This is a genomic window from Frankia sp. AvcI1 (assembly GCF_001420875.1).
Lineage (GTDB): Bacteria > Actinomycetota > Actinomycetes > Frankiales > Frankiaceae > Frankia > Frankia alni.
In genome coordinates, this window is record NZ_LJFZ01000013.1 from 14,844 (window position 1) to 41,327 (window position 26,484).

8 protein-coding genes and 27 pseudogenes are annotated in these 26,484 nt (G+C 70.0%); 19 read left to right on the forward strand and 16 right to left on the reverse strand.

Annotated elements, in window-relative coordinates; genetic code table 11:
• Positions 1 to 1,199 precede the first annotated feature (1,199 nt).
• Entirely contained in the window at positions 1,200 to 1,406 is a 207-nt protein-coding gene (locus tag UK94_RS14940) for a hypothetical protein (protein ID WP_011606503.1), read from the forward strand.
• A gap of 563 nt (positions 1,407 to 1,969) precedes the next feature.
• Here UK94_RS14940 and UK94_RS73925 read toward each other — a convergent pair.
• Positions 1,970 to 2,060: pseudogene (locus UK94_RS73925) on the reverse strand (alpha/beta hydrolase); the annotation flags it as partial.
• Between the two features lies 1 nt (position 2,061).
• Positions 2,062 to 2,860: pseudogene (locus UK94_RS52725) on the reverse strand (alpha/beta hydrolase); the annotation flags it as partial.
• 904 nt (positions 2,861 to 3,764) lie between these two features.
• On the opposite strand from UK94_RS52725, the gene UK94_RS52730 reads away from it, so the two are divergent.
• From UK94_RS52730 to UK94_RS52765, 10 genes and pseudogenes are all read left to right on the forward strand, one after another.
• The coding region (locus UK94_RS52730; protein ID WP_268761378.1) for a diacylglycerol kinase family protein at positions 3,765 to 4,269 on the forward strand (505 nt) is incomplete at its 3' end.
• Positions 4,270 to 6,392: 2,123 nt separating this feature from the next.
• Positions 6,393 to 6,496, forward strand: a pseudogene (locus UK94_RS73930) (carboxymuconolactone decarboxylase family protein); the annotation flags it as partial.
• Position 6,497: 1 nt separating this feature from the next.
• Positions 6,498 to 6,681: pseudogene (locus UK94_RS52735) on the forward strand (carboxymuconolactone decarboxylase family protein); the annotation flags it as partial.
• 156 nt (positions 6,682 to 6,837) lie between these two features.
• A partial coding sequence (locus tag UK94_RS73935) for a DUF2252 family protein (RefSeq protein ID WP_268761367.1) occupies positions 6,838 to 7,304 on the forward strand: 467 nt, incomplete at its 3' end.
• Position 7,305: 1 nt separating this feature from the next.
• Positions 7,306 to 8,253 (forward strand): annotated as a pseudogene (locus tag UK94_RS14975) (DUF2252 family protein); the annotation flags it as partial.
• Between the two features lie 148 nt (positions 8,254 to 8,401).
• Positions 8,402 to 8,602, forward strand: a pseudogene (locus tag UK94_RS52745) (ribonuclease BN); the annotation flags it as partial.
• Between the two features lie 410 nt (positions 8,603 to 9,012).
• Positions 9,013 to 9,148 (forward strand): annotated as a pseudogene (locus UK94_RS52760) (ribonuclease BN); the annotation flags it as partial.
• Between the two features lie 214 nt (positions 9,149 to 9,362).
• Positions 9,363 to 9,448: pseudogene (locus tag UK94_RS73940) on the forward strand (SHOCT domain-containing protein); the annotation flags it as partial.
• A 1-nt stretch (position 9,449) separates the two neighbouring features.
• Positions 9,450 to 9,641: pseudogene (locus tag UK94_RS73945) on the forward strand (SHOCT domain-containing protein); the annotation flags it as partial.
• 1 nt (position 9,642) lies between these two features.
• Positions 9,643 to 9,713: pseudogene (locus tag UK94_RS52765) on the forward strand (SHOCT domain-containing protein); the annotation flags it as partial.
• 23 nt (positions 9,714 to 9,736) lie between these two features.
• On the opposite strand, the pseudogene UK94_RS52770 reads toward UK94_RS52765, so the two are convergent.
• The 6 pseudogenes from UK94_RS52770 to UK94_RS52800 all read right to left on the reverse strand — a co-directional run.
• Positions 9,737 to 10,096: pseudogene (locus UK94_RS52770) on the reverse strand (hypothetical protein); the annotation flags it as partial.
• Between the two features lie 1,323 nt (positions 10,097 to 11,419).
• Positions 11,420 to 11,994, reverse strand: a pseudogene (locus tag UK94_RS52775) (glycoside hydrolase family 15 protein); the annotation flags it as partial.
• Between the two features lies 1 nt (position 11,995).
• A pseudogene (locus UK94_RS52780) lies at positions 11,996 to 12,086 on the reverse strand (hypothetical protein); the annotation flags it as partial.
• Position 12,087: 1 nt separating this feature from the next.
• Positions 12,088 to 12,961 (reverse strand): annotated as a pseudogene (locus UK94_RS52785) (glycoside hydrolase family 15 protein); the annotation flags it as partial.
• 24 nt (positions 12,962 to 12,985) lie between these two features.
• Positions 12,986 to 13,075 (reverse strand): annotated as a pseudogene (locus UK94_RS52795) (hypothetical protein); the annotation flags it as partial.
• 430 nt (positions 13,076 to 13,505) lie between these two features.
• A pseudogene (locus tag UK94_RS52800) lies at positions 13,506 to 14,027 on the reverse strand (class II glutamine amidotransferase); the annotation flags it as partial.
• Between the two features lie 269 nt (positions 14,028 to 14,296).
• Between UK94_RS52800 and UK94_RS52805 the strand changes: the two are divergent.
• The 4 genes and pseudogenes from UK94_RS52805 to UK94_RS73950 form a co-directional block, all read left to right on the forward strand.
• Positions 14,297 to 14,798 (forward strand): cation:proton antiporter (locus UK94_RS52805; protein ID WP_268761379.1); only part of this gene is annotated, 502 nt, incomplete at its 3' end.
• Between the two features lies 1 nt (position 14,799).
• Positions 14,800 to 15,565 (forward strand): annotated as a pseudogene (locus UK94_RS52810) (cation:proton antiporter); the annotation flags it as partial.
• Between the two features lie 3,365 nt (positions 15,566 to 18,930).
• A pseudogene (locus UK94_RS52815) lies at positions 18,931 to 19,128 on the forward strand (hypothetical protein); the annotation flags it as partial.
• Positions 19,129 to 19,608: 480 nt separating this feature from the next.
• Positions 19,609 to 21,006, forward strand: a complete 1,398-nt coding sequence (locus UK94_RS73950) for a hypothetical protein (RefSeq protein WP_268761380.1) — start codon at positions 19,609 to 19,611, stop codon at positions 21,004 to 21,006.
• 166 nt (positions 21,007 to 21,172) lie between these two features.
• Here the strand turns inward: UK94_RS73950 and UK94_RS52825 are convergent.
• The 4 pseudogenes from UK94_RS52825 to UK94_RS52840 form a co-directional block, all read right to left on the reverse strand.
• Positions 21,173 to 21,380: pseudogene (locus UK94_RS52825) on the reverse strand (histidine phosphatase family protein); the annotation flags it as partial.
• Position 21,381: 1 nt separating this feature from the next.
• A pseudogene (locus UK94_RS52830) lies at positions 21,382 to 21,434 on the reverse strand (hypothetical protein); the annotation flags it as partial.
• A gap of 1 nt (position 21,435) precedes the next feature.
• A pseudogene (locus tag UK94_RS52835) lies at positions 21,436 to 21,491 on the reverse strand (hypothetical protein); the annotation flags it as partial.
• 1 nt (position 21,492) lies between these two features.
• Positions 21,493 to 21,937 (reverse strand): annotated as a pseudogene (locus tag UK94_RS52840) (histidine phosphatase family protein); the annotation flags it as partial.
• A gap of 88 nt (positions 21,938 to 22,025) precedes the next feature.
• Here UK94_RS52840 and UK94_RS52845 point away from each other — a divergent pair.
• The coding region (locus tag UK94_RS52845) for a class I SAM-dependent methyltransferase (protein ID WP_235488019.1) at positions 22,026 to 22,759 on the forward strand (734 nt) is incomplete at its 3' end.
• Between the two features lie 400 nt (positions 22,760 to 23,159).
• Here UK94_RS52845 and UK94_RS15030 read toward each other — a convergent pair.
• Together UK94_RS15030 and UK94_RS52850 are read right to left on the reverse strand one after the other, a co-directional pair.
• Positions 23,160 to 23,998, reverse strand: an 839-nt coding sequence (locus UK94_RS15030) for a TIGR03564 family F420-dependent LLM class oxidoreductase (RefSeq protein ID WP_235488022.1), incomplete at its 5' end; no start/stop codon positions are given.
• Between the two features lies 1 nt (position 23,999).
• Positions 24,000 to 24,248 (reverse strand): annotated as a pseudogene (locus UK94_RS52850) (hypothetical protein); the annotation flags it as partial.
• Between the two features lie 191 nt (positions 24,249 to 24,439).
• Between UK94_RS52850 and UK94_RS52855 the strand changes: the two are divergent.
• From UK94_RS52855 to UK94_RS52870, 3 genes and pseudogenes are all read left to right on the forward strand, one after another.
• Positions 24,440 to 24,999 (forward strand): class I SAM-dependent methyltransferase (locus UK94_RS52855; RefSeq protein WP_235488085.1); only part of this gene is annotated, 560 nt, incomplete at its 3' end.
• Between the two features lies 1 nt (position 25,000).
• Positions 25,001 to 25,083, forward strand: a pseudogene (locus tag UK94_RS52860) (hypothetical protein); the annotation flags it as partial.
• Between the two features lie 31 nt (positions 25,084 to 25,114).
• Positions 25,115 to 25,294: pseudogene (locus UK94_RS52870) on the forward strand (SAM-dependent methyltransferase); the annotation flags it as partial.
• 3 nt (positions 25,295 to 25,297) lie between these two features.
• Here the strand turns inward: UK94_RS52870 and UK94_RS52875 are convergent.
• Both UK94_RS52875 and UK94_RS52880 read right to left on the reverse strand, forming a co-directional pair.
• Positions 25,298 to 25,570 (reverse strand): annotated as a pseudogene (locus tag UK94_RS52875) (glycosyltransferase); the annotation flags it as partial.
• 536 nt (positions 25,571 to 26,106) lie between these two features.
• Positions 26,107 to 26,483: pseudogene (locus tag UK94_RS52880) on the reverse strand (glycosyltransferase); the annotation flags it as partial.
• Position 26,484: the final 1 nt, after the last annotated feature.

Sequence of the window (26,484 nt, forward strand, 5' to 3'; positions counted from 1 at the left end):
CCTTCGCCGNCACGGTCATGCTGGCCCTCACAGTGCTCCACTTCCTGACCGACAACGGCATCTGACCCCCGGGCCACGCATGACCGACGACAACGCTCCCGTTTTTGATCTTTTCGGGGAGACGAAGATTTCTCGCGCAAGATCGCATGTTCTGGTCGTCAGTGGGTGTGATGAGCGGGCCAGGGGTCGTCGGGGGGCTGGTCATGGCGGACCTGGTGGTCGGCGAGACGGGTGTGCAGGCGAGGGTGAAGGAGTTCGGGTGGGCTGTAACGGGGCGGAGGGCGGCGGTCCCAGGGATCGTCGGAGAGTACGGGCAGCCATGCGTCGCTGGCTGGTGTCGGGGGTGGGGCTGGTGGGGGGAGGAAGCGGTTCCAGCGTTGGCGGGCACCTTGGCGGGNGCGACCGGTGGCCCGGCCGATCTGTGCCCAGTCGGCGCCGGCGGTGACGGCGGCGAGGACGGCACGGTCGAGTTCGCCAGCGAGGGCCTGCTGGGCTCGGGTGAGCGCGGTCAGGTAGTCCAGGGCGCCGGCATGGGGGTCCTCGGTGGCCGGGTGCGCGGCGAGTAGTTGCCAGACGGCGTCGAGATCACCCACGGCGGGGACGATAACCGGCCTCGCGGAGGCGGCAATGACAGTTGCCCCGGCGGGGGACAAATGTTGTCGTGCCGAGAGAAAACCTGTCCGGCGACCGGCCGCGTAAGGCAGGCAATCACGGTTGTCGCATTTTCCACGCTCCGCGGGGACAACGCGAAACGACCACTGTTTTCGCACCGTCACCACTACTCGTGGTGACACGCACTCACTGCTATTGACAACGTCCGTTGTCGCTGGCAGCGAGTGCGCCGTGCGGGCCGGCGAGGGGGCACCAGAAATCGGACACCGCCACTAATGGGAGTGTCCGATTTCTGGTGCCCGCCTCCGGTCTCGCAGCGGCGAGCGCCACGACCCACTGGGCTGGTGGCAACTTCGATTGCCGAACAGTCGGCAATCGAAGTTGCCGCCCGGTGAGGGTTGCCGTCCCCGTTTCCCGCTCCCGTGCACCCCACCGCCCCCAACCGGCCCGGGTGCCATGGNCATGCCGTGGCATACCCAGCGGGAGGCGAGCCCCAGGTACCCCGCCTTCCCCCGGCGGGTGCCCGCACTGGCCGCGGCTGCCCGGCCCTCGCTTGGCCGGCCGATGACAGTGCGCGCAGGACAGCCATGAGCACCGTCGCCGCCGGCATGGCCGCGCCCCCGGCCCTGATCGCCGTCGTCCTGGTCCTGCGCTACCTACCCGACGCGGTCCTGACCCTGCTCGCAGGAATCACCGCCCTGTTGAGTCGCAACCCCGTACGCGTCCGCCGCGCGATGGCCGTCCTACGTCTCCTGCGCGCCCGAGACGACGAATCCCCCGAACCACCATCATGATCACGCGGAGGGGATTGGACGATGCCGGCGAGAGCATTCAGGCCTGTCAAAAATCAACCGGTCTCCGGCAAGATCCATTAGGTGGCCGGGGAAGATGCCCCCGCCGAGACCTCATAGAATCTGCAGCGCCGTGGGGGAAGCGCGGCGCTTGGCGCGATCAAGGCGTCGGGCAACCTCGTGCCCCTCGGGAGTGCTCCGTGCACATCGGCCTCACGGTCGTCCTCGCAGCGACGGCGATCGTCGCCATCTCCGTCGTTNCCGGCTTGATGAACGGCATCCTGCATCGCGCCGACGGGGCCAACCTNCCGGCCGCGGTGCGCGCCGGCGGCCGGGCTGGATTCGCCGTCCTAGTGGCCGTCGCCGGTGTCGCGGGGGCCTGACTAGCCCTGTAACTTCCCCGACCCGGTGTCCGCCGCAGACCCCCGCAGGGGTGCGGGAGGCCCGCAGCGTCGCCAGCACGTCCAGCGCGGTGGCGGCGGCCTGGGCGAGCTGGACGTGGACCGCGGGCTCCGGCACGGCCCCCTCCGGCTGTCGCGGACAGTGGGATGCCATGAGCGGAGGTGTCACGTCGTTGCGTCAACGGCCAGGGCGGCGGCGAGGGCGTCTGGGCGTTGCAGCTCGGGGAAGTGCCCCGTCCCGGGCAACCGGTGGATANGGACAGAGGGGACGTGGTCGCGGAGCGTCTGCGGATCGCTGCCGCGGTGGGACCGGTCGGCGTCGCCCCACAGCAGGGTGACCGGGACGGTCGGCGCCAGGGTCGGGGCGGGGCCGTTGAGGTAGGTCTGGAACGCGGTGGCGAGGGCGAACGTCGCCCCCGCGGCGAACGCGGCGTCGCTGTGGCGGACGAGCGTGGCGGTCAGCGTGGCGTCGGCTGTGGCGGCGCGCAGCCAGGAGCGGGCGACCAGCGGCGCGCACGGCCGCAGGAGGAGCTGGCCGACCCCCGGCCAGCGCAGCGGCGATCTGCGGGCGACGGAGTCCCGCCAGGCGATCTCCTGTGCCCAGCTCGGGGCCTGCGTGAGCACGAGACGGTCGACCAGGTCGGGGCGGCGGGTGGCGATGTCCAGGCCGAGGTAGCCGAACGCGCAGGGAAACACCAGCCCCATCGGCGCGCCGCCGAGGTCGGTCAGCAAGGCCTCGACGACCCGGGCGGTCGCGGCGAAGGAGCCGTCGAAGCCGGCCGGCGGGGTTGAGAAGCCGAATCCCGGCGGTTCGAGGACGACCACCCGGTGACGCCCGGCGAGCCGGCTGATCACCTCGCTGTACGCCTCCACGGTGACCGGCGGATCCGCGACGAACACCACCGTCCGCCCCTGTCCGACGTCGCGGACGCGCAGCAGCGCACCGGCGGCCTCGACGACGCGCACCCCAGGTGTCCGGGCCGACGCGGGCAGCCCGCGCCGCAGCGGCCGAGCGAACCGCTCGTCGATCCGAGGTCCCCATCGCGTCGCCGGCACCCGTCCATGTCATCAGACTGGTGCCGGCCAGCATCGACCGGAGCTGGTAAAGGCGAAACTAATCCGACCGCCTGCGGGACTTGGCTCGTCGCGGACGCCGGCGAGANGGTCTTGTCCGCTGACGCCAGCCCCGCCCCCAGGTCCGGGCGGCCCTGCTCGACGAGGGCGTTTACCTGTATCGAGCCTGCCGGCTCGGCCGCCTCAGCGATGTCTCCTACCCGGCCGAACCGGTGTTCAGGGAATGTTCCACAGCCGTACTGTCCGGCCCAGCGGCGAGGGCAGCGGCGGCGGCCAGGTCGAGGGCGAAGGCATGGGCGTCGGGCTGGCGGTCGGCGGGNTTCTTCGTCAACGCCCGCATCACCACCTCAGCGATGCTGTCACGGTGCAGCACAACCGCCGCCGTGTGCATGGTCGGGGGNCCCCTGGTCATGGAGGCACACCGAGGGCTGAACGGGGTACGCCTCGCGAGGAGAACCTGATCCCGGCGGGGCGGCTGTGAAGCCAGGAAGGATGGGTAATCGTGCATTTCGGGATCATTCGCCGGGCGGGGCGGCGGCGGGCGGGAGCGTCGGTGTCCCGCTCCCGGCGGGTGGCGGCTTCGGCCGCGTTGGTGAGCTTCGCCGCGGTGGTCACTGTTGTACTTGCCCGGCTGATCGACCGGCCGATTGCCCTGCCGGTTTCGGTCGCCGCCGTGACGATCGCGTTGGTGGCGGGCTGGACGGCGCTGGTCGGACGGGGGCTGCGCCGCCTGATCGCGGCTGTCGTGGCTGCCGTGACACTCGGCGGCCTGATCGCCTTCGCGGGGGTGGTCGGCCTGACCACCGCGCTGGTCACCGCGGGCCTGCTCGTCACGTCGGGAACCGCGGCGCGCGGCGCCTTCGGACGACACCGACCCAAGGGGCTCATGGTCGGAGCCGCGCGGCGCGGCGTGCTGCTGGTGAACCCGCGATCCGGGGGTGGCGCCGCCGACCGCCACCATCTCGCTCAGGAGGCCGCCCGGCGCGGGATCACGGTCGTTACCCTCACGGAACACGCTGATCTCCGTTCCCTCGCCGAGGACGCCGCCGACCACGGAGCCGACGTGGTGGGCATGGCGGGCGGCGATGGTTCGCAGGCACTGGTCGCGGACGTGGCGCGGCGGCGCGGGATGGCGTTCGTCTGCGTCCCAGCCGGTACTCGTAACCACTTCGCCCTTGACCTTGGCCTCGACCGGAAGGATGTGGTGGGGGCGCTCGACGCGTTCGACCACGCCGTCGAGCAGCGCGTGGACCTCGGTCAGCTCGGTGACCGCGTGTTCGTCAACAACGTCTCGTTGGGCGTCTACGCCGAAATCGTGCAGTCCGACAGCTACCGTGACGCGAAGATGGGAACGGCGGCCGCGATGCTGCCCGACCTGCTGGGCGTGGACCNCGCACCGCCGGATCTTCGCTTCACCGGCCCGGACGGTCAGGCCGGATCGACCGCGGACGTCCTACTCGTGTCGAACAACGCCTACCAGCTGCACAGCCTTGGTGGTTTCGGTACCCGCCCCCGGCTCGACAGCGGCCGGCTTGGCGTGGCGGCGTTGCGCGTCGATCGCGCTCGCGACCTGCCCGCCCTCGTCGCGCTCGAGTCCATGGGTGCCATCAGCCGGTTCCGCGGTTTCCACCAGTGGACCAGCCCCACCCTGCGCATCGACTCCGCGCGACCGGTCAGCGTCGGTGTGGACGGGGAGGCGCTGCGCCTGCCGCCACCGTTGGATCTCCGCCTGCTTCCGGCGGCTCTACGCATTCGGATTCCCCTGCACGCGCCCGGGGTCCCGGCCGCGCGGCCGGGTGTCTGGGGGATGTTCCCCGCGCTGGTCCGCATCGCCTTCGGCCGGTCGCCGGCCTGAACCGGGCCGTGCGTATCGGCGTGGGTGTCAGGTGGTCGGCGGCCCCACGACGCCGTCGGAACGCCTGCCCTCGGGGCTCTCGGGACCGGGTCGGGTCGTGCCGGCGGCGGCAAGGACACCCAGCGCAACCAGGGTGAACAGAACTATCACCAGGACGAGGGCGACCGCTGACGGGGTCGGAGAGTTCCACAGCGCCAGGGCCAGCGCCCCGGCCCCGACGACGAGCCCGCTGATGAGGCGGCGATGCCTGGCCAACCATCGGCCCGCCGCGCCGGTGCGCACACCCACCCGGGTCGCGGCCCGACCGAGGGCGCCGGTGGCGTGGGCGGCGCCGGAGCGGACGGCGCGGGCGCCGCGTCCCGGCCCGAAGAGATAGCCAGCGACCACGATGATGATGGCTATGGTCAGCCAGGTGAGTGCGCTGTCTCGCAGGAAACGGACGAGCGTGTCGTAGATGGCCGCTGCCGCGTCCCGCGGCTGGGTGTCGGGCGGGACGGAGTCCAGATAGACCTGGCGCATGATGGCCAGTCCCACGAGCAGCACGATCATCGCCACGCCGATTCCGATGCCCGTGGCCATGAGCCCGGCGCGGTGCGAGGGCGCCAGCCACACGCCCAGCGCGGCGAGTACCACGACCGCGACCGGCAGCCAGNGGCCGAGGACGGCGAGTAGACGCAGGGCGTCCTGAGCCCCGGTCAGTTTGTCNGTCCGCAGGAGCACGATCTCTCGGTCGACGTCGGGAATCCTGCTCGCCTTCTCGAAGCCGGCGTCGGCCAACCGCTTCTGCACACTGTCGACGACCGGGCCGATGTCCAACACGATCGTGTCGTCCTTGGCCTGCACGGCGCGCCCGCCCTTACCGGTGAGAACCTTCACCACGGCGGCATGTGCCCGGCGGTTGGCGTTCTCCCATACCNCGGAGAACTGGTCACTGGTGACCACTCCCTGCACCACCTGATGTACCGCGCTGGTCAGGGCGGTCTTCAGCGCGCCGGCCAGTGTGTCGGCGTGGTCCACGACAACGGGNGGAACCCCGTTTCGCGCGAGGACGCCGTCGAGCGACGCGGTGACCTGACTGACGTCGACGTTACTGACGACTCGGTCGGTCAGACGATCGATCACCAGGTTCTGCACCGCGGGGTCGGTGGCGAGCGGGGCGACGGTATCGACGTACCGGTCCGTGTCGGAGATCGTCGTGGCCGCCCAGGCGGCGACCACGCCGAACGGCGCCAGCACGACGGCCAGCAGGACCAGCAGGGACGCCCCGACCGTGCGTAGCCGGTCGTGCCGCACCGCCTGCGCGCTGCGCAGCCGCTCGTACTCCGCCCGCTCGCCGACGGACAGGGGGCGCCTGTCGTCCGAATACGCCGGGCTGCCGGAGCCGCCGCCAGCACTGGCAACCATGGCGAGCCCTCCTGCTTTGTGCCTGGGGCGGCCGCCCCCACGGTCCCGCGGCCGCGTCTTTCCCTGCGAGGAGTAACCATAAGCTGCCGGCCGGCGAGACGGGAATGCGGCGCCGAGAAACTCCGGAAAAATAATGAAATCCACTTCCTTCGCGTCGATCCGTTGACGTCGCATGTTTGCGAGCCACCGGCCTCGGGCAGCCAACCAGGAGGAAAATTTCCTCGAAACGCATCTGGTCGAAGCAAGGGGAGAATAATGACGACACAGGCTCCTGAGCGGACGCTCGGCGCGATCGCGCACGGCGACGCACCAGTATTCGAAGAGATCGTGCAGATGCACCTGGACACGCTTGAGCGCTCNGGCCTGGACGAGCGCACCTACCATCTCGTGCGCCTGGCGGCGCTCGTCGCCGTGGACTCGGCGCCCGCTTCCTATCTGATGAACCTCGCCGCCGCCCAGGAGGCAGGCCTCACCGCCGCCGATGCGCAGGGCGTGACCACCGCCATCGCGCCGATCGTCGGAAGTGCCCGGGTCGTGTCGGCCGNGGGAAACGTCCNGCGCGCACTCGGACTGGACGAGATCCTGAACGAGAATCCGGAGTGACGAGAACCCGGAACGGCCGGAGTGACGAGAACCCGGAATGGCCAGAATGGCCGGAGTGGCCGAAATCCAGAATAACGGGAACAGTGTGAGGCAGAGCATGGTAGCGGTCCTCAGCCCGCCGCCGGTCGCGGCCGGTTCGCGGCCACGGCTGTCCGCGGGGTCCGAACAGCTCACGCCGACCGAACGCGCGGCCCGGGGAAAGCGCGCGAGGGGCCTCGCCCCGCGCCGGATCCACGGCGAGTACGCGCCGACGTCGGGCCGGGCCGATCCGGTCGACGTGATCGAGCGGCAGTCGCAAACTCGGCTGCCCGAGCTCGTCCCCCTGCGCTACCAGCGCATGCTGGAGTCACCGTTCCGGTTCTTTCGCGGTGCTGCCGCAGTCATGGCGGCGGATCTTGCCGGCACCCCGGTCTCCGGGATCGACGTTCAGCTCTGCGGCGACGCGCACATGCTCAACTTCCGTCTGCTCGCCTCCCCCGAGCGCCACCTGGTGTTCGACATCAACGACTTCGACGAGACCCTTCCCGGCCCGTGGGAATGGGACGTGAAGCGGCTGGCCGCGAGNCTGGTCATCGCAGGCCGGGGTAACGGGTTCGCGCCGGTGCGGCGGCGGGCGGCCGTCACCGCGGCGATCGGTGCGTACCGCGCCTGGATGTGCCGGTTCGCGGCCCTGACCAACCTCGACGTCTGGTACGCCCACATCGAAGTGGATCAGCTGCGGGCCCAGCTCGGGGACGTGCTGGGACGGCGCTACACCAGGCGCCTGTCTCGCGCGGCCGCCACTGCCCGGTCCCGCGACCGGCTGCGGGCCCTCGCCCGGTTGACCGAAGTGACAGACGGTCAGCCGCGTTTCGTCTCCGACCCGCCGCTACTCGTCCCGGTCCGCGAACTGCTCCGCGGAGCGCAGCGCGACCTGCTGACGGATCAGCTCACCACCATCATCGACGAGTACGGCGCCACCCTGGTGGACGACCGGCGTTCCCTGCTCGCCCAGTACCGGCTCGTCGACGTCGCACGCAAGGTCGTCGGCGTCGGCAGCGTGGGTACCCGCTGCTGGGTGGCGCTGCTGCTCGGCCGCGACCGCGACGACCCGTTGCTGCTGCAGGTCAAGGAGGCGCAGGCGTCGGTCCTGGCGGATCACCTGCCCGCGAGCCGGTACGGCAACCAGGGGGAGCGGGTCGTCGCCGGACAACGTCTGATGCAGGCCGTCGGGGACATCTTCCTCGGCTGGCAGCGGGTGGACGGCATCGACGGGCGGCGGCGCGACTTCTACGTCCGCCAGCTGCAGGACTGGAAGGGCGTCGTGGTCCCCGAACGCCTGGACCCCGACGGCCTCGCCCTGTTCGCGCGGCTGTGCGGAGCGACACTCGCCCGGGCCCACGCTCGCTCGGGTGACCGCGTCGCGATCGCGGCCTACCTCGGCGCCACAGACGCCTTCGATCAGGCGATCACCCGGTTCGCCGAGGCCTACGCCGACCAGAACGAACGCGATCACGCGGCGCTCGCCGAGGCCNCGCGGTCCGGACGGATCAGCACCGCAAGCTGACGGGCGGGGGTGGGGACCCGTGAAGNCACGTGGCGGGTTTCGGGACAGATGGCGCGGGTCCTCGGCGGAGAACCTGGCCCGCCAGTTGCGGGAGAGCGATCTGATCAACGGTGCGATGACCCTCGCCGCGCTCATCCTGATGCTGTTCTTCCCGTTCCTCATCACGCTGGCGGCGGTGTCGCCGCTGCGCCCCGGCGGCGCTGCCGAGATCATCATCAGGCGGATGGGGCTGAACCACGATGCCGCGATGGCTGTCGAGCGTCTCTTCACCCCCCACGGCGGCGGCGGCGGATCCGCCCAGTCCGAGTGGACCGTCNTCGGCGCGCTCTGGCTGACCCTGGGCGGACTGAGCCTGGCCGGGGCGGTGCAGTCGGTGTACCTGCGGGTCTTCCGGATTCCGGCGTTCGGCCTGCGCGGGGTGCCGGCTCAGGTGGTCTGGCTCGCCGGACTGATCGTCTTTCTTGCTGGTACCACCGCCACCGGGGCGGTGNTCACCGGCACGGCAGTCGGCCAGGTATGCCAGGGTCTGATTGTCGTCGCCGCGATGGGACTGCTGCTCTGGAGCGGTACCTGGATTCTCGTCCGCGGGCGGCTGGGCTGGCGGGAAATCCTGCCCACGGCCGTGTTCACCACGATCGGCCTGACCGGCCTGGGGGTGGTGAGCCGGCTGCTGTTCTCGGAATCGATCGTCGAGAACGAGCGGAACTACGGCGAGATCGGAGTCANTTTCACGTTTCTTTCGTGGCTGATCGGGTTCGGAGTCGTTCTTACCGGAGGGGCGATCGTCGGCGGTTGGTACAACGAGCAGGGCCTGTCCGTCCTCCGCGTCTTCAGGCGACGCGCGAGATCCTCATCCGAGTGATTGCCGTGTCCGCCACGGTCGACNCACCTGACCTGTTCGCCGATCCNCCCCGACACCGGGGACAGCTTCNCCCTCATCTCCCCGCCAGGACCGCGAAACGTGTGGTGACGCGCAGTTCGGGTAAGTCTTTCAAGGAGACATCGCTGGTATCCGATTTCGACCTGCGCAAGGGGGCTTCATCATGGATTATCCGCTCCTGTCGGCCTTCTGGACCATGTTGCTGTTCTTCGGGCTCACACTGTGGTTGTACCTGCTCTTCGTCGTCATATCAGACATCTTTCGCAGCAGTGACCTCTCCGGNTGGGGGAAGGCCGGATGGCTGACCGCCGTCATCATCCTCCCGCTTCTGGGCGTTCTGGCCTACACCATATCCCGTGGCGATTCGATGGGTGAGCGGGCAATGGCGAACCGGCAGCGGCAGCAGGCCTTGTACCAAGGGTTCCAGCCGTCCGCTGTGCAGTCCCAGGGGGTTGCCGACGACATGGCGAAGCTGNTCGACCTCCGGAGGAATGGTGAGATCAGCGAGGAGGATTTCCAGCGAGCGAAGTCCCGCGTTCTGACCTGAGCCCCGACCCCGAGCGAGATCAGTCAGTCGTGCGGGTTGACCTCCGGCCGGCCGCCCGCCGGCGAGTCGGCCCCGGAGGTGGTCCGGGACATCAGCGCGGCGACGACCAGGCCGACGACGCCGAGGACGGCGAGGGTGGCCATGGCGGTGGCGTAGGCGTTCGTGGTCAGGCCGGCGACGAGGATGGTGCCGGCGATGGCGGTGCCGAAGGAGGAGCCGAGGTTCGAGATGCTGCGGGAGAGGCCGGAGATCTCGCCCTGGCGTTGTTCGGAGAAGGCGGACTGGACGACGTTGACCGAGGGGGTGAGCATCACGCCGAGGCCGAGACCGAGCAGCAACAGCCCGGGAACGAACGCCCACGGGCTGCGTGATCCGGCGACCAGNCCGATCAGGAGGACGATTCCGGCGACGGCCAGGGCGAACCCGGCCGTGATCAGAGTGCCCTGGGAGCGACGTTTCGCGAACCGTTCGGCGGCAAGCGACGAGGCGAGCAGACCGACAGTGGCCGCCGTGAAGATGAGGCCGGTCCTGATGGCGTCGTAGCCACGCACCACCTGGAGGTACGTGGCTACGGTGAAGGACGAGCCCATGAGCAGCAGCCACTGGATGTTCTGGGTGACGAGGCCGAGGTTCGCGTTTCGGTTGCGGAACAGACTGGTGGACAGCAGCGGTTCCCGGCCGGCTCGCTCCTCGACGCGCACCCAGTGCAGGAATCCGGNCAGCACGAGCATGCCGGCGGCCAGGAGGGCGGCCGTGCGGGCCAGGCTGTCGTCGGCGGCGAGGATGCCCATGACAACGAGGGTGAGGCCGCCCGCGGACAGGACCGCGCCGGGGATGTCGAAGTGACGGTGCGGGTCCGGCGGAAGCGGGTCGGGGACGGACCGGCTCAGCGCGATGATGAGCNCAATGACCAGGGCCTGGAAGGCGAAGGCCGCGCGCCAGCTGATCGCGGAGGTGATCAGGCCGCCGATGAGTGGCCCCGCCGCCGCCCCGAGGCCGCCAGCAGCCATGATCATTCCGAAGGCGTGGGCGCGGGCGGTGAGGTCGGTGAACAGCAACGTGGTGAGGATGTAGACCGGGGGGATCAGCAGGGCGGTACCGACGCCTTCCAGGATCGAGTTGCCGACGAGCAGCACGCCCACACCTGGCGCAGCGGCGCTGAGCACGGCCCCTGTCCCGTACACCGCGAGCCCGATGAGGAAGCAGCGTTTGCGGCCCAGCAGGTCGGTCAGCTTGCCGCCGGGGATCATCAGCGCGGCCATGACCAGGAGGAAGACCGTGATGACGACCTGAACGGCCTGGACGGTCGTGTCGAGGTCGCGACTGATGTCGTTGATCATCACATTCATGTTCGACCCGGCGAAGCTGCAGATGAACTGCGCGAGCGCGAGCGGTGCCAGGACTCGTCGGTCGGTGCCGGCCGACCGTGGCGGGGTGCGGGGACCTGCGTCGGGCGTCTNCTCGGTCATGGTCGCCGCGTACCTCGCTTCCCGTCGCGCTGCCGGCGGTCAGCGAGCCGGGCGCTCGGCGCGGTCGAGCTCCTCGTCGAGGGCGATGGCGGCGTCGATGAGCGCGAGNTGCGTGAAGGCCTGGGGAAAATTGCCGAGCTGTTCACCGGACGGTCCGATCTCCTCGGCGAACAGGCCGACATGGTTGGCGTAGGTGAGCATCTTGTCGAAGGCGTAGCGGGCCTGGTCGAGGCGCCNGGCGCGGGCGAGGGCCTGCACATAGAGGAAGCTGCAGAGGTTGAAGGTGCCCTCGGAGCCCCGCAGGCCGTCGGGGGACGCGGCGGGGTTGTAGCGGTAGACGAGGCTGTCACTGACGAGTTCGTCGCTCATGGCGTCGAGCGTGCTCAGCCAGTCGGGGTCTTTCGGGTCGATAAAGCCGACGCGGGGCATGAGCAGCAGGGAGGCGTCGACGACGTCGGTGTCGTAGTGCTGGACGAACGCACGGCGCTTGTCGTTCCAGCCACGGTCGATGATCTGCCGGAAGACCGTGTCGCGGGCCGTCTGCCAGCGGGTGAGGTCGGCGGGACGGGAGTAGGCGGTCGCGAAGCCGATGGCCCGGTCGAAGGCGACCCAGGTCATGAGTCGGCTGTAGGTGAAGTTCTGCCGGCCGCCGCGAGTTTCCCAGATACCTTCGTCCGGGCGGTCCCAGTGGTCGGTGAGCCAGTCGATGACGGCGGTGAAGGCGTTCCAGCCGCGGATTCCGCCGATGTCCCTCGCCTCGGCGAGGGCGTAGGCGGCCTCGCCGTAGATGTCGAGCTGAATCTGGTCGGCGGNGGCGTTGCCGGCTCTGACCGGCGCGGAGCGGCGGTAGCCCTCCAGATGGTCGAGGATCTCCTCGGTCAGGTGGGGTTCCCCGTCGACGCGGNACATGATCTGAAGCGGTTCACCGGACGCGGTCCAGCCGGCGTCGAGGCGCTCGCGTAGCCAGCGGCGGTAGGCGTTCGCGTCGTCGGTGAAGCCGAGAGTGGTCAGGGCGTGGACCGACAGGGAGGCGTCGCGGATCCAGGTGTACCGGTAGTCCCAGTTGCGTTCGCCGCCGATCTGCTCGGGCAGACCCATCGTGGCGGCGGCGATGGGAGCGCCGGTGGGAGCGTAGGTGAGCAGTTTCAGGGTGATCGCCGAACGGGTGACCATCTCCTGCCACCGGCCTCGGTAACGGGAGGCGCGCAGCCAGGTCAGCCAGAAGGCGCGGCAGGCGTCGAAGGAGGCGGTGATCGCCTGCATGGTGGGCGGCGGACCGCCGGGGCGTCCGTCGCGGGCGGCGGCGTCACCGCTGTCGCTGGTGAGGACGACCGCGGCCAGCTCGCCGGCGTCGAGGGTGAAGCGCGCGGAGACGTCGTGGCCGTCCGGATGGAACGCGATCGGGGCGGTCGCCTGCACGTGCAGATCCATGTCAGGACCGTGGAACACCACCGATCCGTCGTCGAGCTGGCGCAACGTGTGGGACGCGCGACCGTAGTCGAACCGCGGCCGGCAGACCAACTCGAAAGGCAGACTGCCGCGAACCACCCGGGCGACCCGGATCAGCCGATGCCGCGCCGACGGGGTGGTCGAGGGGTCGGGCTCCATGAAGTCGAGCACCTCGCCCACCCCGCCCGGGGCCATGAACCGGGTGACGAGCACGGCGGTATCGGTCAGGTAGAGCTGCCGGACGCCGGCCTCGTGGGCCTGGCCGAGATCAGCGGCCAGGCGGCAGTAACCGCCCCGATCGCTGTCGAGCAACGAGGCGAAGACACTCGGNGAGTCGAACCGCGGGGTGCACCNCCAGTCCAGGGTGCCGTCGGCGGCGACCAGCGCCGCGGTCTGCAGGTCGCCCACAAGCCCGTGATCCGCGATCGGTGGGTAGTCGTCCATGGTGGTTCCTCCCGCGGTCGTCACAGACCATGAGCAGGCCCGACGGCCCCAACGTCCATCCTCCGTCCCGTGGACCACCACCGCACCTTCACCGCAGGTGGCAGGGACGGCCGCCATGACAACCGCCGGACGGCGCCACCGAGAAACCGGGGCAGCTGCACTCTGCTTACCCGGGCTGCTGTGGTCGGAAGGGGCACTGGTGTGGCGTGTCGGTGATGACGAGTGCCGTGGACGGGGGTATCTCCCGCCACACCCCCGGTAGCTCGCTCAGCGGCTCCGAAAGGACTGCGCGAGCGTGGGCGGGTATGCGCCGCAGACGTTCGTGCTCGGGGTAGAGCATCCGGATCGCGTCGACGCTCTCAGACATGTACAAAGTGTTGACCACCGGCCCGCTGGCGTATCTGGNGGCGAACAGTGTCTCGCCGTCGGNCAGTCCGACCGTCATCTGCAGGGGCTCGGCAACCCCCGCGGCGGCTCCGGCGCTCTCGACGAAACCGGCCATTCGTTCCAACCCCCCGACGGGGTCTTCCTCCAGCCCGAACGTCAGAGCAAGGTGGAACATCACCTCGGAATCCGTGGAGCCCTTTATGTTGGCGAACAGGTCAGGGCGGACGGCCATCAGCAGGTCGCGGCGAAGCAGGTCGAAGCCGTCGATGTATCCGTTGTGCACGAAAAGCCACTTCTGGTAGCGGAACGGATGGCAGTTCGTCTTCTGTACCGGCGTTCCGGTACCCGCCCGCACGTGCGCGAGGAACATCGGGGAATAGATCTCGTCGGCCAGTTCCCGAAAGTTCTCATCACCCCACGCGGGTGAGTCGCTGTGGAAGATGGCCGGGGTCCTGCGCCGGCTGTACCAGCCCAGACCGGTCCCGTCGCCGTTCGGTTCGAGCAGGTCCGGACCATGTCTGACACTCTGGGCAATCAGCGATCTTTCAGGCTCGTACAACAACACCCGTGGGACGATCGGCTCGCCCCGGTNCCCCATCCNCCTGCACATGTAGCCCTCCCGTCTGCTACGGCAGAGGTGCCCACGCGGCGTCGAGGCAACCGCCGCTTTTACAGCCAGTACAGATCTTGAATGGTCGGGTTCTGGCTACAGGCATTCGGGATCGAGGGCCGGGCCGGTTTGACCGAGGAGGCGGATGGTGCTCTCGGGTTGGTGCTGAANGACGTTCGAGCAGGGTCCTGATCGTCTTGCGGACCTACTCGATCGCCCACACTATGGTCGCGCAGTTGCCGCCGGACGGGAGCACAGCATTGGACTCCGCAGTCGCGGTCGTGGCGGTGACGCTGATGGCCTACGCGCTGGTGGATCAGCGCCTGGGGCAGACGCCGATCAGCGGCGCGTTGGTGTTCACCGCGGCCGGCCTGCTGGCCAGCGAACAGGTCGCGGGACTGATCACCTCGTCCGTCGGTGAGCACGGCGTCGGCGCCGTCCTGGAACTGACCCTCGTCCTCGTGCTGTTCACTGACGCCATGGGGGCCGGCCTGGGTTCCTGGGTGACGGAGGCGCCGCTGCCCGGCCGGCTGCTGGGAATCGGGTTCCCACTGACCATCGCCGTCGGCTGGGTGCTGGCGTCGGTGCTGTTCCCCGGCCTCGGCGTATGGGAGGCGGGGCTGCTGGCGGCCATACTGGCGCCCACTGACTCGGCACTTGGGCTGCCGGTCATCAACAACCAGCGGGTTCCTCCGCTGATCCGACATGCACTGAATGTCGAAGGCGNCCTCAACGATGGCCTGGCCCTTCCGTTCGTGACCATCTTTCTGGCCCTGGCGCAGGAGGAAGAACAGACCGCCGGCCGCGGACACGCCGCGTCGGTGTTTCTGCGCGCCCTGGTGGCCTCCGGCGCCATCGGGGTGGCACTGGGCGCCGGTGGCGCCCTGGCCCTACGGTGGTCGATGAACAAAGGCTGGTCCAGCCGGCCGTGGCAGTCGGTCGCGCTGCTGGCCACGGCGACGCTGGCCTACGTGCTGGCTGACCTGATCGACGGCAGCGGCTTCATCGCAGCATGGGCCGCCGGCCTCGTGGCCGGCCTGATCGCGCGCGAGAGCCTGGCCGCGGCGCAACAGATGCCGCAGGATGTCGCCCAGCTCGGTGTCTCCGTGAGCTTTGTGCTGTTCGGCGCCCTGTTCCTGGCACCCGCCCTCGAACACACGACCTGGACGGTGGTCATCTACGGGCTGCTCAGCCTGACTGTCATTCGGATGATTCCGGTCGCCGTCTCGTTGTGTGGATCGAAGGTCGCACCCCAGACCGTGGCGTATGTCGGCTGGTTCGGGCCACGCGGGCTGGCGTCGATCGTCTTCGCGGACCTGGTCGCCACCAGTGGTCTGCCCGAACAGCACCAGATCGTCCCGGTGGTGATGCTGACTGTTGGTATGAGTGTGGTTCTGCACGGCCTCACCGCGCCGTGGGGCGCTCGGCGCTACGGACGCTGGTACGCGGCCGCGACAGCTCGCCATCCTGAGATGCGCGAAGCCAATGGATGATCTTTCTGGTTCGGTCCTTACTCTGCATCGTCCCTGGTCGGGAGCCGCGTGGAGACCCGGCGACGGCAATTTCGGGGCCTACAACCAAGATCGGTCGGAACTGCGTCCATGACCGGACGGGATACGGGCCGAACCGATCCCCGGCAGATATGACGAGATCAACTCGCGCCTATTTTCGCTCNCACAATTCCAACGAGTGGCCAACCTAATAACGACGCAACGACCACGGTAATCACAACCAGATCCACACTCTGGTCGCGCCGCACCCGTAGCGATCCCCCCTGGGCGGCTGCTCGACCAGTCGTGCTGGCGCCCGAGGCGGTCCGACTGCAAGATCGAGGGCAGTTCCGATTCGTGACTCCTCTTGACACGGAGCGACACGCGGACTAGAAGTTCGACGTGGATGCGGNTCGATTACCGTCGATGTGGCCGCATCTGCGGACCTNGTGCAGCGNCGCACAACCCGCGTTCCCCCCTCGGACTTTGTCCTTCCGGTGTGNATGGGCGCATCTGCCCGCACCACACCCCTGACGCGAAGGTTGACGTGAGAGCACATCTGTCCGTGCGTACGCGCACAGCGGGAACCGTCCTCGTCCTGGGTGCCGCGTTGGCCGTGGCCATCCCGACCGCGGCGTACGCCAACACCGTGGCTGTCACGGTGAAATCACCTGGAGCTACCAGTGGTCCCTCGACCGCGAACTCAGAGATCTCGACCCACGCGGACTGCAGCAGCGGCCTGATCTCCGGAGGTGGGATCAACCAGGCCACCGNCACCGGCAACGGCAACCATGTGATGGGTACTTCGCCCAGCTCGGACGGTACCTCCGAGTACACCGGTTCCACCGGGGTCGTCGGCACCGACGTGACCCACTGGCTCGGGATCGGTGGAAGCGGCGGCCAGGCCGACAGTTCCTTCTCCACGACCCCCTTCGCGGTGTGCTTCACCAGCAGTCTGATCAATCACACCCAGGTGGTCATGAACAAGGTCAACGCACCCACCGCGGCGACGACGGTGGGTCGGGTTACCGCCACCTGCCCGGCGAACACGATCCTGCTGGGCGGNGGTGCGCGTGCCACTCCGGCCAGTGTCGGCGACTTCAAGCCGATCGCCAGCTTCCCGACCTTCAACAACTCCGCGCATGACTTCGGGCTGAAGGCCGCGGCCAATGGCGAGACCAATCCCGACTCCTGGACCGCCGTCGGGTGGGCCAACGGCACCAACAGCACCAATGAGACCTATGTCTACGCGATCTGCAGCGGAAGTAACATCAACATCAGTGGTGTCACCGTGAAGGTGCACTACAGCGAGGCGAGCGGTCCGACGGCGGGGAGCACGGGCCAGAAGGTGACGGTCAACTGCCCCAGCGGGGACGGCAAGTTGATCAGCGGGGGCGCTGCCATCAGCGGGGGTAGCGTCACCACGACCGACTTCACCGGACCAGGCTCAGGCGGCGACCACCTCAACGGAAGCTTCCCCAGCGACTCGAGCGGTAATCCGGTGAGTAACGGGACCACCACGGCGGCGTACTGGACGGCCTTCACCCACACCGGAGGCATGAGCTCACCGAGCACCTACTCCGACGTCTGGGCGCTGTGCGCCAACGACGGCGTCTGAGGACACCCAACCTCGTGGTCCGCGGGCGGCGGCCCCGGCTCCGAAGCGCCGCCGCCCGATGCCCTGTCGCATGAGGGCACCCGCGGTCTCAGAACCGTGGAACGGATCGTCCGCCGACCGGTGTCCCACCGTCGCCCGACCCTGGACGGTTACCGAGGACACCGTCAGCTCCTCGTCTGCGTCTGACTGAGCGACCGACGACCTGGAATGGCATCGCGCGGGACAGCCGGTGCCGTTTCGGGCCGGCGACCTTCCCGCGAGGAATGCGGCGCGCCGATCAGACCGCACCGTGTGCGTATCCGGTCTGACAAAAACAATTCTGGCCCCTGGAGTCTGTTTCGGGGTGCATAGCTAAGAGGGTGCTTGAACTTGGCAGGTTTTCTTGGATCGCGAACACGCTGTCGACGGAGACGCATAGTCCCTACCACGTCGTCATGTCGTCGCGTGGTCCGTTTCGGTGCTGGGCATGGTGCTGAGTCTGGGGCTGACCGGCTGCGAACCTTCTTCGCCGTCGCCGTGTGGGAAATCGGGTGTCCTCAGCGGGACGACGTGCACCTACAACACGGTCGGGTCGGACACCTTCACGATCCCCACGGGTGCACGGTGGGTTCAGATCACGGCGGTCGGCGCCCAGGGCGGCCACTATTTTGTTGCCGGTGACGCTGCTCACGGTGGCTCGCCGGTGGGAGATGTCACCGGCCGCGCCGGTGGGGGCGGCGGCCAGGNGTCCGGCACGATCACGGGTCTGCCGTCGGGCCGGGTACTGCAGGTCGACGTCGCCGGCAAGGGCGCCGACGGCACCGCTGCCAGCCGCTCGGGCGGAAAGAACAACGGGCCGTCCGGAGGGCAGGGTGCCGTGGGAGGTTTCGGCGGCTCCAACGGAGGTGTGGCCAGCGTCAAGGGGGACGCTGGCGGCTCCGACGGCGGGACCGCGAGTAACAACGGCGGCAACGGCGCCGGCGGCGGCGGTTCCTCGGATGTCCGGGTCGCCGCTGCTGGCTGCGCGGCACTGACGTGTGGTCTGGCGGATCGAGTGCTGGTCGGCGCGGGCGGCGGCGGCGGTGGCGGCACGGGTGGCCAGGGCTACGCGCTGGGCGGCGCGGGCGGCGCTGGTGGCGGTGCTGCCGGCGCTGCTGGTGGTGCCGTCGTCGACGGTGGCCATCCGGGGGCTCCTGGGGGCGGTGGCGGCCAGACCGCGGGCGGGGCCGGGGGGCTCAACCCTGGACGGCACGCGACGCCGCCTCCCCCCGATCCCAACGATCCGCGTTTCGGCGGTGACGGCGCTGATGGCGCCGCCGGCACGGGCGGCGTCGGAGGCGTGGGAAACCAGGCCTGCCTGGGTGAGCACAACCCGCCCTGCCGGAACCCTGATGACACGGAATCGGGCGGTGGCGCTGGTGGCGGCGGCGGTGGCGGGTACTTCGGCGGCGGTGGAGGTTCGGGCGGCGGTGGCACCAGCATCGGTGGCGGCGGCGCGGGTGCCGGTGGCGGTGGCGGCAGCTCCTTCACGTCCGCTGCGGTGACCTCTGCCGTTCTGACCACCGGTGTCAACACCGGGACCGTCAACACCGGGAACGGCCAGGTCACCATCAGCTGGGGTACCTCTGCGTCGCCCAGCCCCACCCCGTCGACCAGTCCCTCCGCGTCGCCTACGTCCCCGACGTCGACTCCGACGTCGACTCCGACGTCGACTCCGACCTCGGGGCCGACGCAGGGCCCTGGCACGAAGCCGGCCGCGGCCACTGCTTACGTGATCAACAACACCGGTAACACGGTGACGCCGATCGACGTCACCACCAACACCGCTGGCACCCCGATCAGGGTCGGCGCGAGCCCCAGAGGGCTTACCGTCACGCCTGACGGCAAGACGGTTTATGTGACGAACCGGGCCGACAACACGGTGACGCCGATCGACGTCGCGACCAACACTCCCGGTACGCCGATCCCGNTTGGGCGGTTCCCGTTCGGAGTCGCGGTGACTCCCAATGGCAGGACCGCCTACGTCGTGGACAACGCCAGCAATGACGTGACGCCGATCGACGTGGCCACGGGCACTCCCCGCGCCCGCATCCCGGTGGGTAACGACGCGCACGGTATCGTGATCACGCCCGACGGTCGGACCGCCTATGTCGCCAACGCCGCAAGCAACACGGTGACGCCGATCGACGTGGCCTCCAACACTGCCGGCACGCCGATCCCCGCCGGGAACAACCCGCAGTGGGTTACGATCACACCCGACGGAAAGACCGTGTACGTCACCGACAACGCCAACGCAGGCAGCGCCACGGTGACGCCGATCGACGTGGCCACCAACACCGCAGGAAAAGCAATTCCGGTGAGCGACCGCCCCGTCGGAATCGCGATCACGCCCGACGGCAGGACTCTGTACGTCACCAACGAACGGGACAACGTGGTGACGCCGATCGACGTGGCCACCAACACCCCTGGCGCTACAATTTCGACAGGGGGTGTCGAGCCGTTCGCCATTGCGGTCACACCGGACGGCGTAGCCGCCTACGCCGTCAACCGCGACAGTAATTCGGTGACGCCGATCGACGTGGCCACCAACACCGCCGGAGCCCCCATTTCCGTCGGTGAACGACCGGTGGGAATTGCGATCGCCCCCGCGCCGGCCGTACCAGCCGGACCGGTGTGTGGGAAGACCGGTGCGCAGTCCGGCACGACAACCATGACCTGCACCTATGACACGGTCGGATCGGACACCTTCACCGTGCCCGCGGGTGTGAGCTCGGTCGAGATCACGGCGACCGGCGCCCAGGGTGGGCACTACTTCATCGCTGGTGACGAGGCACACCCGTCCCCCGCGGGGGACATCACCGGGCGTCCCGGCGGCAGCGGTGGCCAGGCGACCGGGACGCTGACGGGTCTGACCGGCGGCCAGGTCCTGCAGGTGGACGTGGCGGGTAGAGGCGCCGATGGAACGGCGGCGTCACGCTCGGGCGGGATGAGCAACGGCCCGTCCGGCGGATCGGGAGCACTCGGCGGGTTCGGTGGGTCCAACACCGGCGTGTCAGGTGGGCCCGGTGACGCCTCCGGTGCGAACGGCGGAACCGCGTCCAACGGTGGCAACGGCTCCGGCGGCGGCGGCTCCTCCGACGTCCGCGTCACCGCCGGTGGGTGTGCCACGCTCGCCTGCGGCCTCTCCACCCGCGTGCTGGTCGCCGCCGGCGGCGGCGGCGCCGGCGGCGTCGGCGGTCAGGGCAACGCGCTCGGCGGGGCCGGGGGCGACGCCGGCACCGACGCCGGGGCGACCGTGGATGGTGGTAACGCCGGAGTTCCGGGCAAGGCCGGCACCCAGACGGCCGGAGGCAGCGGGGGACTGAACGCGTGCCGCCATGGCGCAGGAAATCCCGCGCCCAGCGACCCGCTGACCGATCCGCGCTGCGGCGGCGACGGTACTGACGGCATCTCCGGAGCCGGCGGGACCGGCGGAGCCGGAAACAAACCCTGCAACGGCACGTACACCCCCGCCTGCTCGAACCCGACCGCCACCACATCCGGTGGTGGCGCGGGCGGCGGCGCGGGCGGCGGGTACTTCGGTGGTGGTGGCGGCGCCGGGGGCGGCGGCACCTTCGGCGGCTACGGGGGCGCCGGCGCCGGGGGCGCCGGCGGGAGCTCGTTCGCCGCGTCGAGCATCGTGAACCCAGCCCTGGCGACCGGAGCCAACTCCGGCACCGTCAACGGCGGCAACGGTGAGGTCACGATCACGTGGACCACTTCCGGGACCTCGGTTCCGACTCCGCTTCCGGCGCCGGAGCCGACTCCCGTACCGTCCCCCACGCCTGCCCTGGAGCCGAAGCCCTGACCAGAGACAAGACAGACCCTCAGCAGTAACGCATTCCAACAACGCAAGAGCACGACCCCGCACTCGGCCGGTGGCTGACACAGCCACCGGCCGAGCCGGCGCTCTGCGCAATGCCCTCCCTGTCAGTCTCGGGTGAGACATCCGCCGGGTGCGGGTTGGCTGCGGGCTACCCGGCCGCGCGGTTCTCGGAGACGGCCTCGCGCGGCGGAGCGCCGGTGACATCGTGGGCGGCGACGTCAGGAGGGGCGGACCCGCCCAGCGGTTCGCCATGCCACTGAACGAGGTTCCAGCCGGTCGAGGAGTCGCCTTCGAGCGTGACCATCCCGGTGTTCGCGAGCCACCGATCCTCGACGGACCCACCATCGCCGACCCGTNTGCCGACCCAGGTTCGGATCGCGGAACCGTGACTGACGAGCAGGATGGCGTCGNGCTCGCCATGCGCGGCCGCGATGTTCGCGATCGCGGTGTCGTAGCGGGCGACGAACNGGTGACCGTTCTGCCCACCCGGCATCGCCCGGTCCAGATCGCCGTGGATCCAGGCGGCGTTGACGTCGAGGTAGGTCGCGATGGACGTCCTGTCGCTGCGCAGCTCGAGTTCGCCCGCGGCGATCTCCTCGATGCCTTCCACGACGCCGACTCCCAGCCCCCGTGCTTCGGCAAGGGGCGCCGCGGTGAGCTGAGTGCGAACCAGGACCGAGGCGTAGATCGCCGAGATCGTCTCACCGCGGAGTGCGTCGGGCAGCCTACGTGCCTGCGCGTGGCCCAGGGCGGTCAGCGCGGCTCCCGGCCGCCCTGTGTCGAGGGCGCCGGCGACGTTGGAGGGGGTTTGGCCGTGTCGGAGCAGCATCAGGCGCATCGGCACAGAGTCTAACGGGCCGGTACGGGTGGGGAGTCGACACTCGTTCGCCCTGCCCGAGGTGACCGGGAGCATTCCGGGGATCGCGTGGAAGAGGACGGAAGAGGTTCGCGGTGCCGCCGAACGGGACAGGCCATCCGTAGTGAGGAAGGAGCACTGCCTGATGCAACCGTCCCCGTCCCCGTCCCCGATCAGTGGTCGCAGCGCGGCCGATGTCGACCACACCGTCCCGCCTGCGGTCCACCCGTCGGCGTCCGAGCGCGAGCTTCGGGTGCCGCCGGTAGGCGGGCCGCAGGTTTCCCGGAAGCCGGCGCGGGTCGCCGGCCACCAGCCGCAGCCGAGTCACGGCGATCCTGCCGCCGCTGCGCCCCGCGTGCTCGCCGTCGTCGACGGCCCGGACACGGCCGACTACACGGACGCGGCCGACTATGTGGCGCACACCGCGACGCTGCGAGGAGTCGTCCGGCAGCGGCTGGTCAGCCGCGCACTGATCGGGCATCTGCCGCCCGCGCCGGCGCGGCTGCTGGACATCGGCGGTGGGAACGGCGTGCAGGCGCTGGAGTTCGCCCGGCGGGGATACGACGTGACCGTCTGCGAGCCCGACCCACGGATGTTGGCCGAGACGCGACGCGGGCTGGCCGACGCCCCCGAGTCGGTCCGGCGGCGCGTGGAGCTGGTCCGGGGGGACGGCCGGGACGCCGTTGACCTGGTGGGGACCGGCTGGGACGCCACCTTCTGCCACGGCGTCATCATGTTCGTCCCCGAGCCGGCGCCCCTGTTGCACGTCCTCGTCGAGCTCACCCGGCCCGGCGGGATCATCTCCGTGGTCGGCAAGAACGGCCCGGCGCTTGCGCTGCGCGCGGGACTACAGGGTCGCTGGGGGGACACCACGGCGCTNCTCGGCGAGCCCAGGTCCGCCGGAGCCGCCAGGTCCGCCGGAGCCGCCGGAGCCGCCGGAGCCGCCGGACCGGGCCGGCAGCCGGCGGTGCAGATGCCACCCGGCGACGATCCGGCGAACGTCGCCGCGATCCTCACCGCCGCCGGAACGCGGTCGCTCGCCTGGTACGGGATCAGGACCTTCACCGATCATCTCGGCGGCATGCCGCCGGGGCCGGACGTGGACGCCGTCGTCGACGCCGAGTGGGCGGCCGGGGCGCGGGACCCCTATCGCGGGATCGCCCGCCTCATCCATCACGTTCATCGCCGGACCGGGTAGCGCGGCGGCCGCCGGCGGGTCCGACCCCGTCGCCGCGCGGATGCGATCTTCTGTCCGGTCCAGGACGTGCGGGCGGAGCGTTCATCCGATCCCCGCTTGTTCTCGCTCGGTGTCCGCGCCGGTGGCCGTTCGGGCCCGTCGCGCCAGTTCTCCGACGAGTCGCCAGGTACGCAGCCGGTCGTCGTCGGTACGGAAGGCGGCGGGGGAGATGCGCACGTCGGTCGCACCGGCATCCAGGTATCGCCGGATGCCGGCGGCGACGGCATCCTCGTCACCGATCAGGGCGAGGTCGGCGGGGTGGATCGCGCCCTCCGCGTCCAACACGGCACGGTAGGAGGGGACGTTGCCGTAGGCGGCCAGGGTTCGCTCCGCGTGGGCACGGGTTCCCGCGACATCGGCGGTGACGGCGGCCGGGACACCGACCGCGATGGTGGGGTCGGGACGACCGGCGGCGCGTGCCGCCCCGACGATGGTGGGGACGATCGACTCGGCGAGGGTGCGCGGCCCCGCCAGGTAGGGCAGCGTTCCGTCGGCCAGTTCGCCCGCGGCGCGCAGGGCCTGGGGACCCATGGCCGCGACGAGCAGCGGGATCGCAGGGGTGACGCCGGTCCGCGGACCCGTGGGTGACGTCGTGGGCAGGCGGGCGGTGACGGTCGGGCCCTGGACATCGGCGGCACCGGTCTCGAACACCGAGCGCAGGACGCGGAGGTAGTCGCGGAGGTGGCGGATGGGCCGCTCGAACGGGACGCCGAAGGCATCCTCGACCACGGCCCGGTTTCCCAGGCCGATGCCGAGCAGGAAACGGCCGTCGGTGGCGATCTGCGCGGTCCTGGCCTGGGCGGCGGTCACGAGGGGATGGCGCGGGTACATCGGTACCGCCGCGGTGCCGATCCCGATGCCGGGGACCTCCCGGCCGACGANGGCGGACACGGTGATCGCGTCGATGTCGAGTCCCTGGGAGAACCAGACGGTGTCGACGCCGGCCTCCGCCGCCTCATGGGCGCGTTCCAGGATGACACCCAAGGTGTCGCCGACGGGGGTTGCTCCTGTATGCAACGAGATCCCGAGGCCCACGGATGACCGACTCCTTCGACGACGCGTCGCGAATCCGAACATCGTTGTGGACGCTCGAGGACGCCCCACTATTCCTGGCCCTTCCCGTGCACCCATGGTGGTCTCGGTTGCCGCGGCCGAATCGCTTGACCGATACCGAGTCCTTGCGGCGGATACCGTGTGGCGCGACGTTGCCGAGGCAGAACGGAAACGGCGANCCGACCACGACTTCTGGGCAGGACATGACTTCCACCAGGCACGACGGAGACACCTGGGACCTGGCGTCCAGCGTCGGCGCGACCGCCACCATGGCCGCGGTGGCCCGGGCGATAGCGACCCGCGCGGATCGTCGGCTCATCGACGACCCGTTCGCCGCACCGCTTGTCCGGGCGGTCGGCATCGATCTCCTCACCCGGCTGGCGACCGGCGACGTGCCCCCAGACGGCCTGGTCGAGCAGGTGGCCATCGACGTGGCCAAGGTACGGGCCAGGTTCTACGACGAGTTCTTCCTCGAGGCGACGAACACGGGTATCACGCAGGTCGTGATCCTGGCCTCGGGGCTGGATTCCCGCGCCTACCGACTGCCCTGGCCGATCGGGACCGTGGTGTACGAGCTCGACCAGCCGCGGGTCGTCGAATTCAAGACCCGTACGCTGGCCGCGTTGGGCGCTGTGCCCACCGCCGACCGGCGAGTGGCCGCGGTCGATCTGCGCGACGACTGGCCCGCCGCACTGCGCGCCGCCGGCTTCGACCCGGCCCGGCCGACCGCGTGGAGCGCCGAAGGCCTGCTGGGCTACCTGCCGCCCGAGGCGCAGGACCGCCTGCTGGACACCGTCACCGAACTCAGTGCGCCGGAAAGCCGGGTGGCNACCGAGAACCGGCCCAACCCGAAACCGGGCGACGAGGACAGGACGAAGGAAGCCCTGAACCGCATCTCCGAACGCTGGCGTGCNCACAGTTTCGATCCCGACATGGCGAGGCTNCGCTATTACGGTGAGCGCAACGAGGCGGCTCCCTACCTGGCCGACCGCGGCTGGGCGCTGACCGGAATAAGCGTCCGAGACCTGCTCGCCGCCCACGGCCTTCCGCCCCTCAGGGACGACGACCTGCGCATGGGAGACGTGCGCTACGTCAGCGGCGTCCGCAACAAGACCACGAAGTAGCAGCTAGGAGCCCGCCCTGGGTCGGGGCGGCCGGGAGCCGTGCACCTGTTCCAGGATGTCGGCGGTGCGGCCGGGGGCATCGTCCGACTTCAGCTGGGCGGCGAAGCGGGCCACCCGTTCCCGCCGCCCGGGGTGCAGGAGTGGTTCCACGGCCCGGGCCAGCACCCGCTCGTTGAGGTCGGAGAAGCGCAGCGTGGCCCCGATCCCCAGCCGCTGCAGCCGGGCGCCCCAGAAGGGCTGGTCACCGAGGACCGAGCAGACGACGGTCGGCAGGCCNGCGCCGATTGACGCCGCCGTGGTGCCGGCGCCGCCGTGGTGCACCGCGACGCGGCACCGGGGCAGCACCGCGTCATGGTCGAGCGCCCCGACCACACAGACCTGACCGTCCGAGCTGATCCCCGCGGGCAGATCGGTCCATCCGGCGCTGACCAGCGCGCGGACCCCCAGGGAACGAGACACCCGCTCGATCAACGCCAGCGTGCCTCGCGCGTTGTGGATGGGCATGCTCCCGAATCCGAAGTAGACCGGCGGCTCGCCCTCGTCCAACCACACGTCGACCGCCGGGTCGAGCTTGTCCTCCCCGAGCAGCCGCCGCTGCTCCGGAGACAGTCCCAGGAATCCGACGAGTGGTCGGCGTTGGTCCCAGTGTTCCAGTTCCGGCACCAGGAAGCGGCTGAACGCCTGGATTTCGGTCGCTCCGGCCCGGGCCAGTGCGGTCGGGGTGGGTTCACGGGTCGGCGGAAGACCAAGTCGGCGGCGCAGCCGGTTGACGTCCGCGGCGATCACGCGCCAGCCGGCGAATTCGATCGGCNGATACATCATACGGTTCACCGCACCGGGGAGTCGGCGGGTGCTGAGGACGAAAAGCGGGAAGGCGCTGTTCTGGCGGAGCGGCGCGTGGTGCAGACCGACCATGGGCACCTGTCGCCATTCCGCGATACAGGCCGCCTCGTCCTCGGTGAGGATCCCGGAGACGATGAGATCCGCGCCGTCGCTGGCCTCCGCCATCGCCTCGGCGATACGGTCGGTGTTCTGGCGCTTGAAGTCCATGAAGCCCTTGATCACCTGCCGCACGTCGCCCGCGCCCAGCCAGCGCCGGACCTCCTCGGATCCCATGAACTCGAGCGGCTCCGCGCCGATCGGCGACACCTCGACACCCATTCTGATCCCGAAGCTGGCGATCTCACCCN

Bases quoted from the DNA above. Each gene is read 5' to 3' on its own strand.
- UK94_RS14940 (WP_011606503.1), top strand. From the start codon at position 1,200: ATGAGCACCGTCGCCGCCGGCATGGCCGCGCCCCCGGCCCTGATCGCC.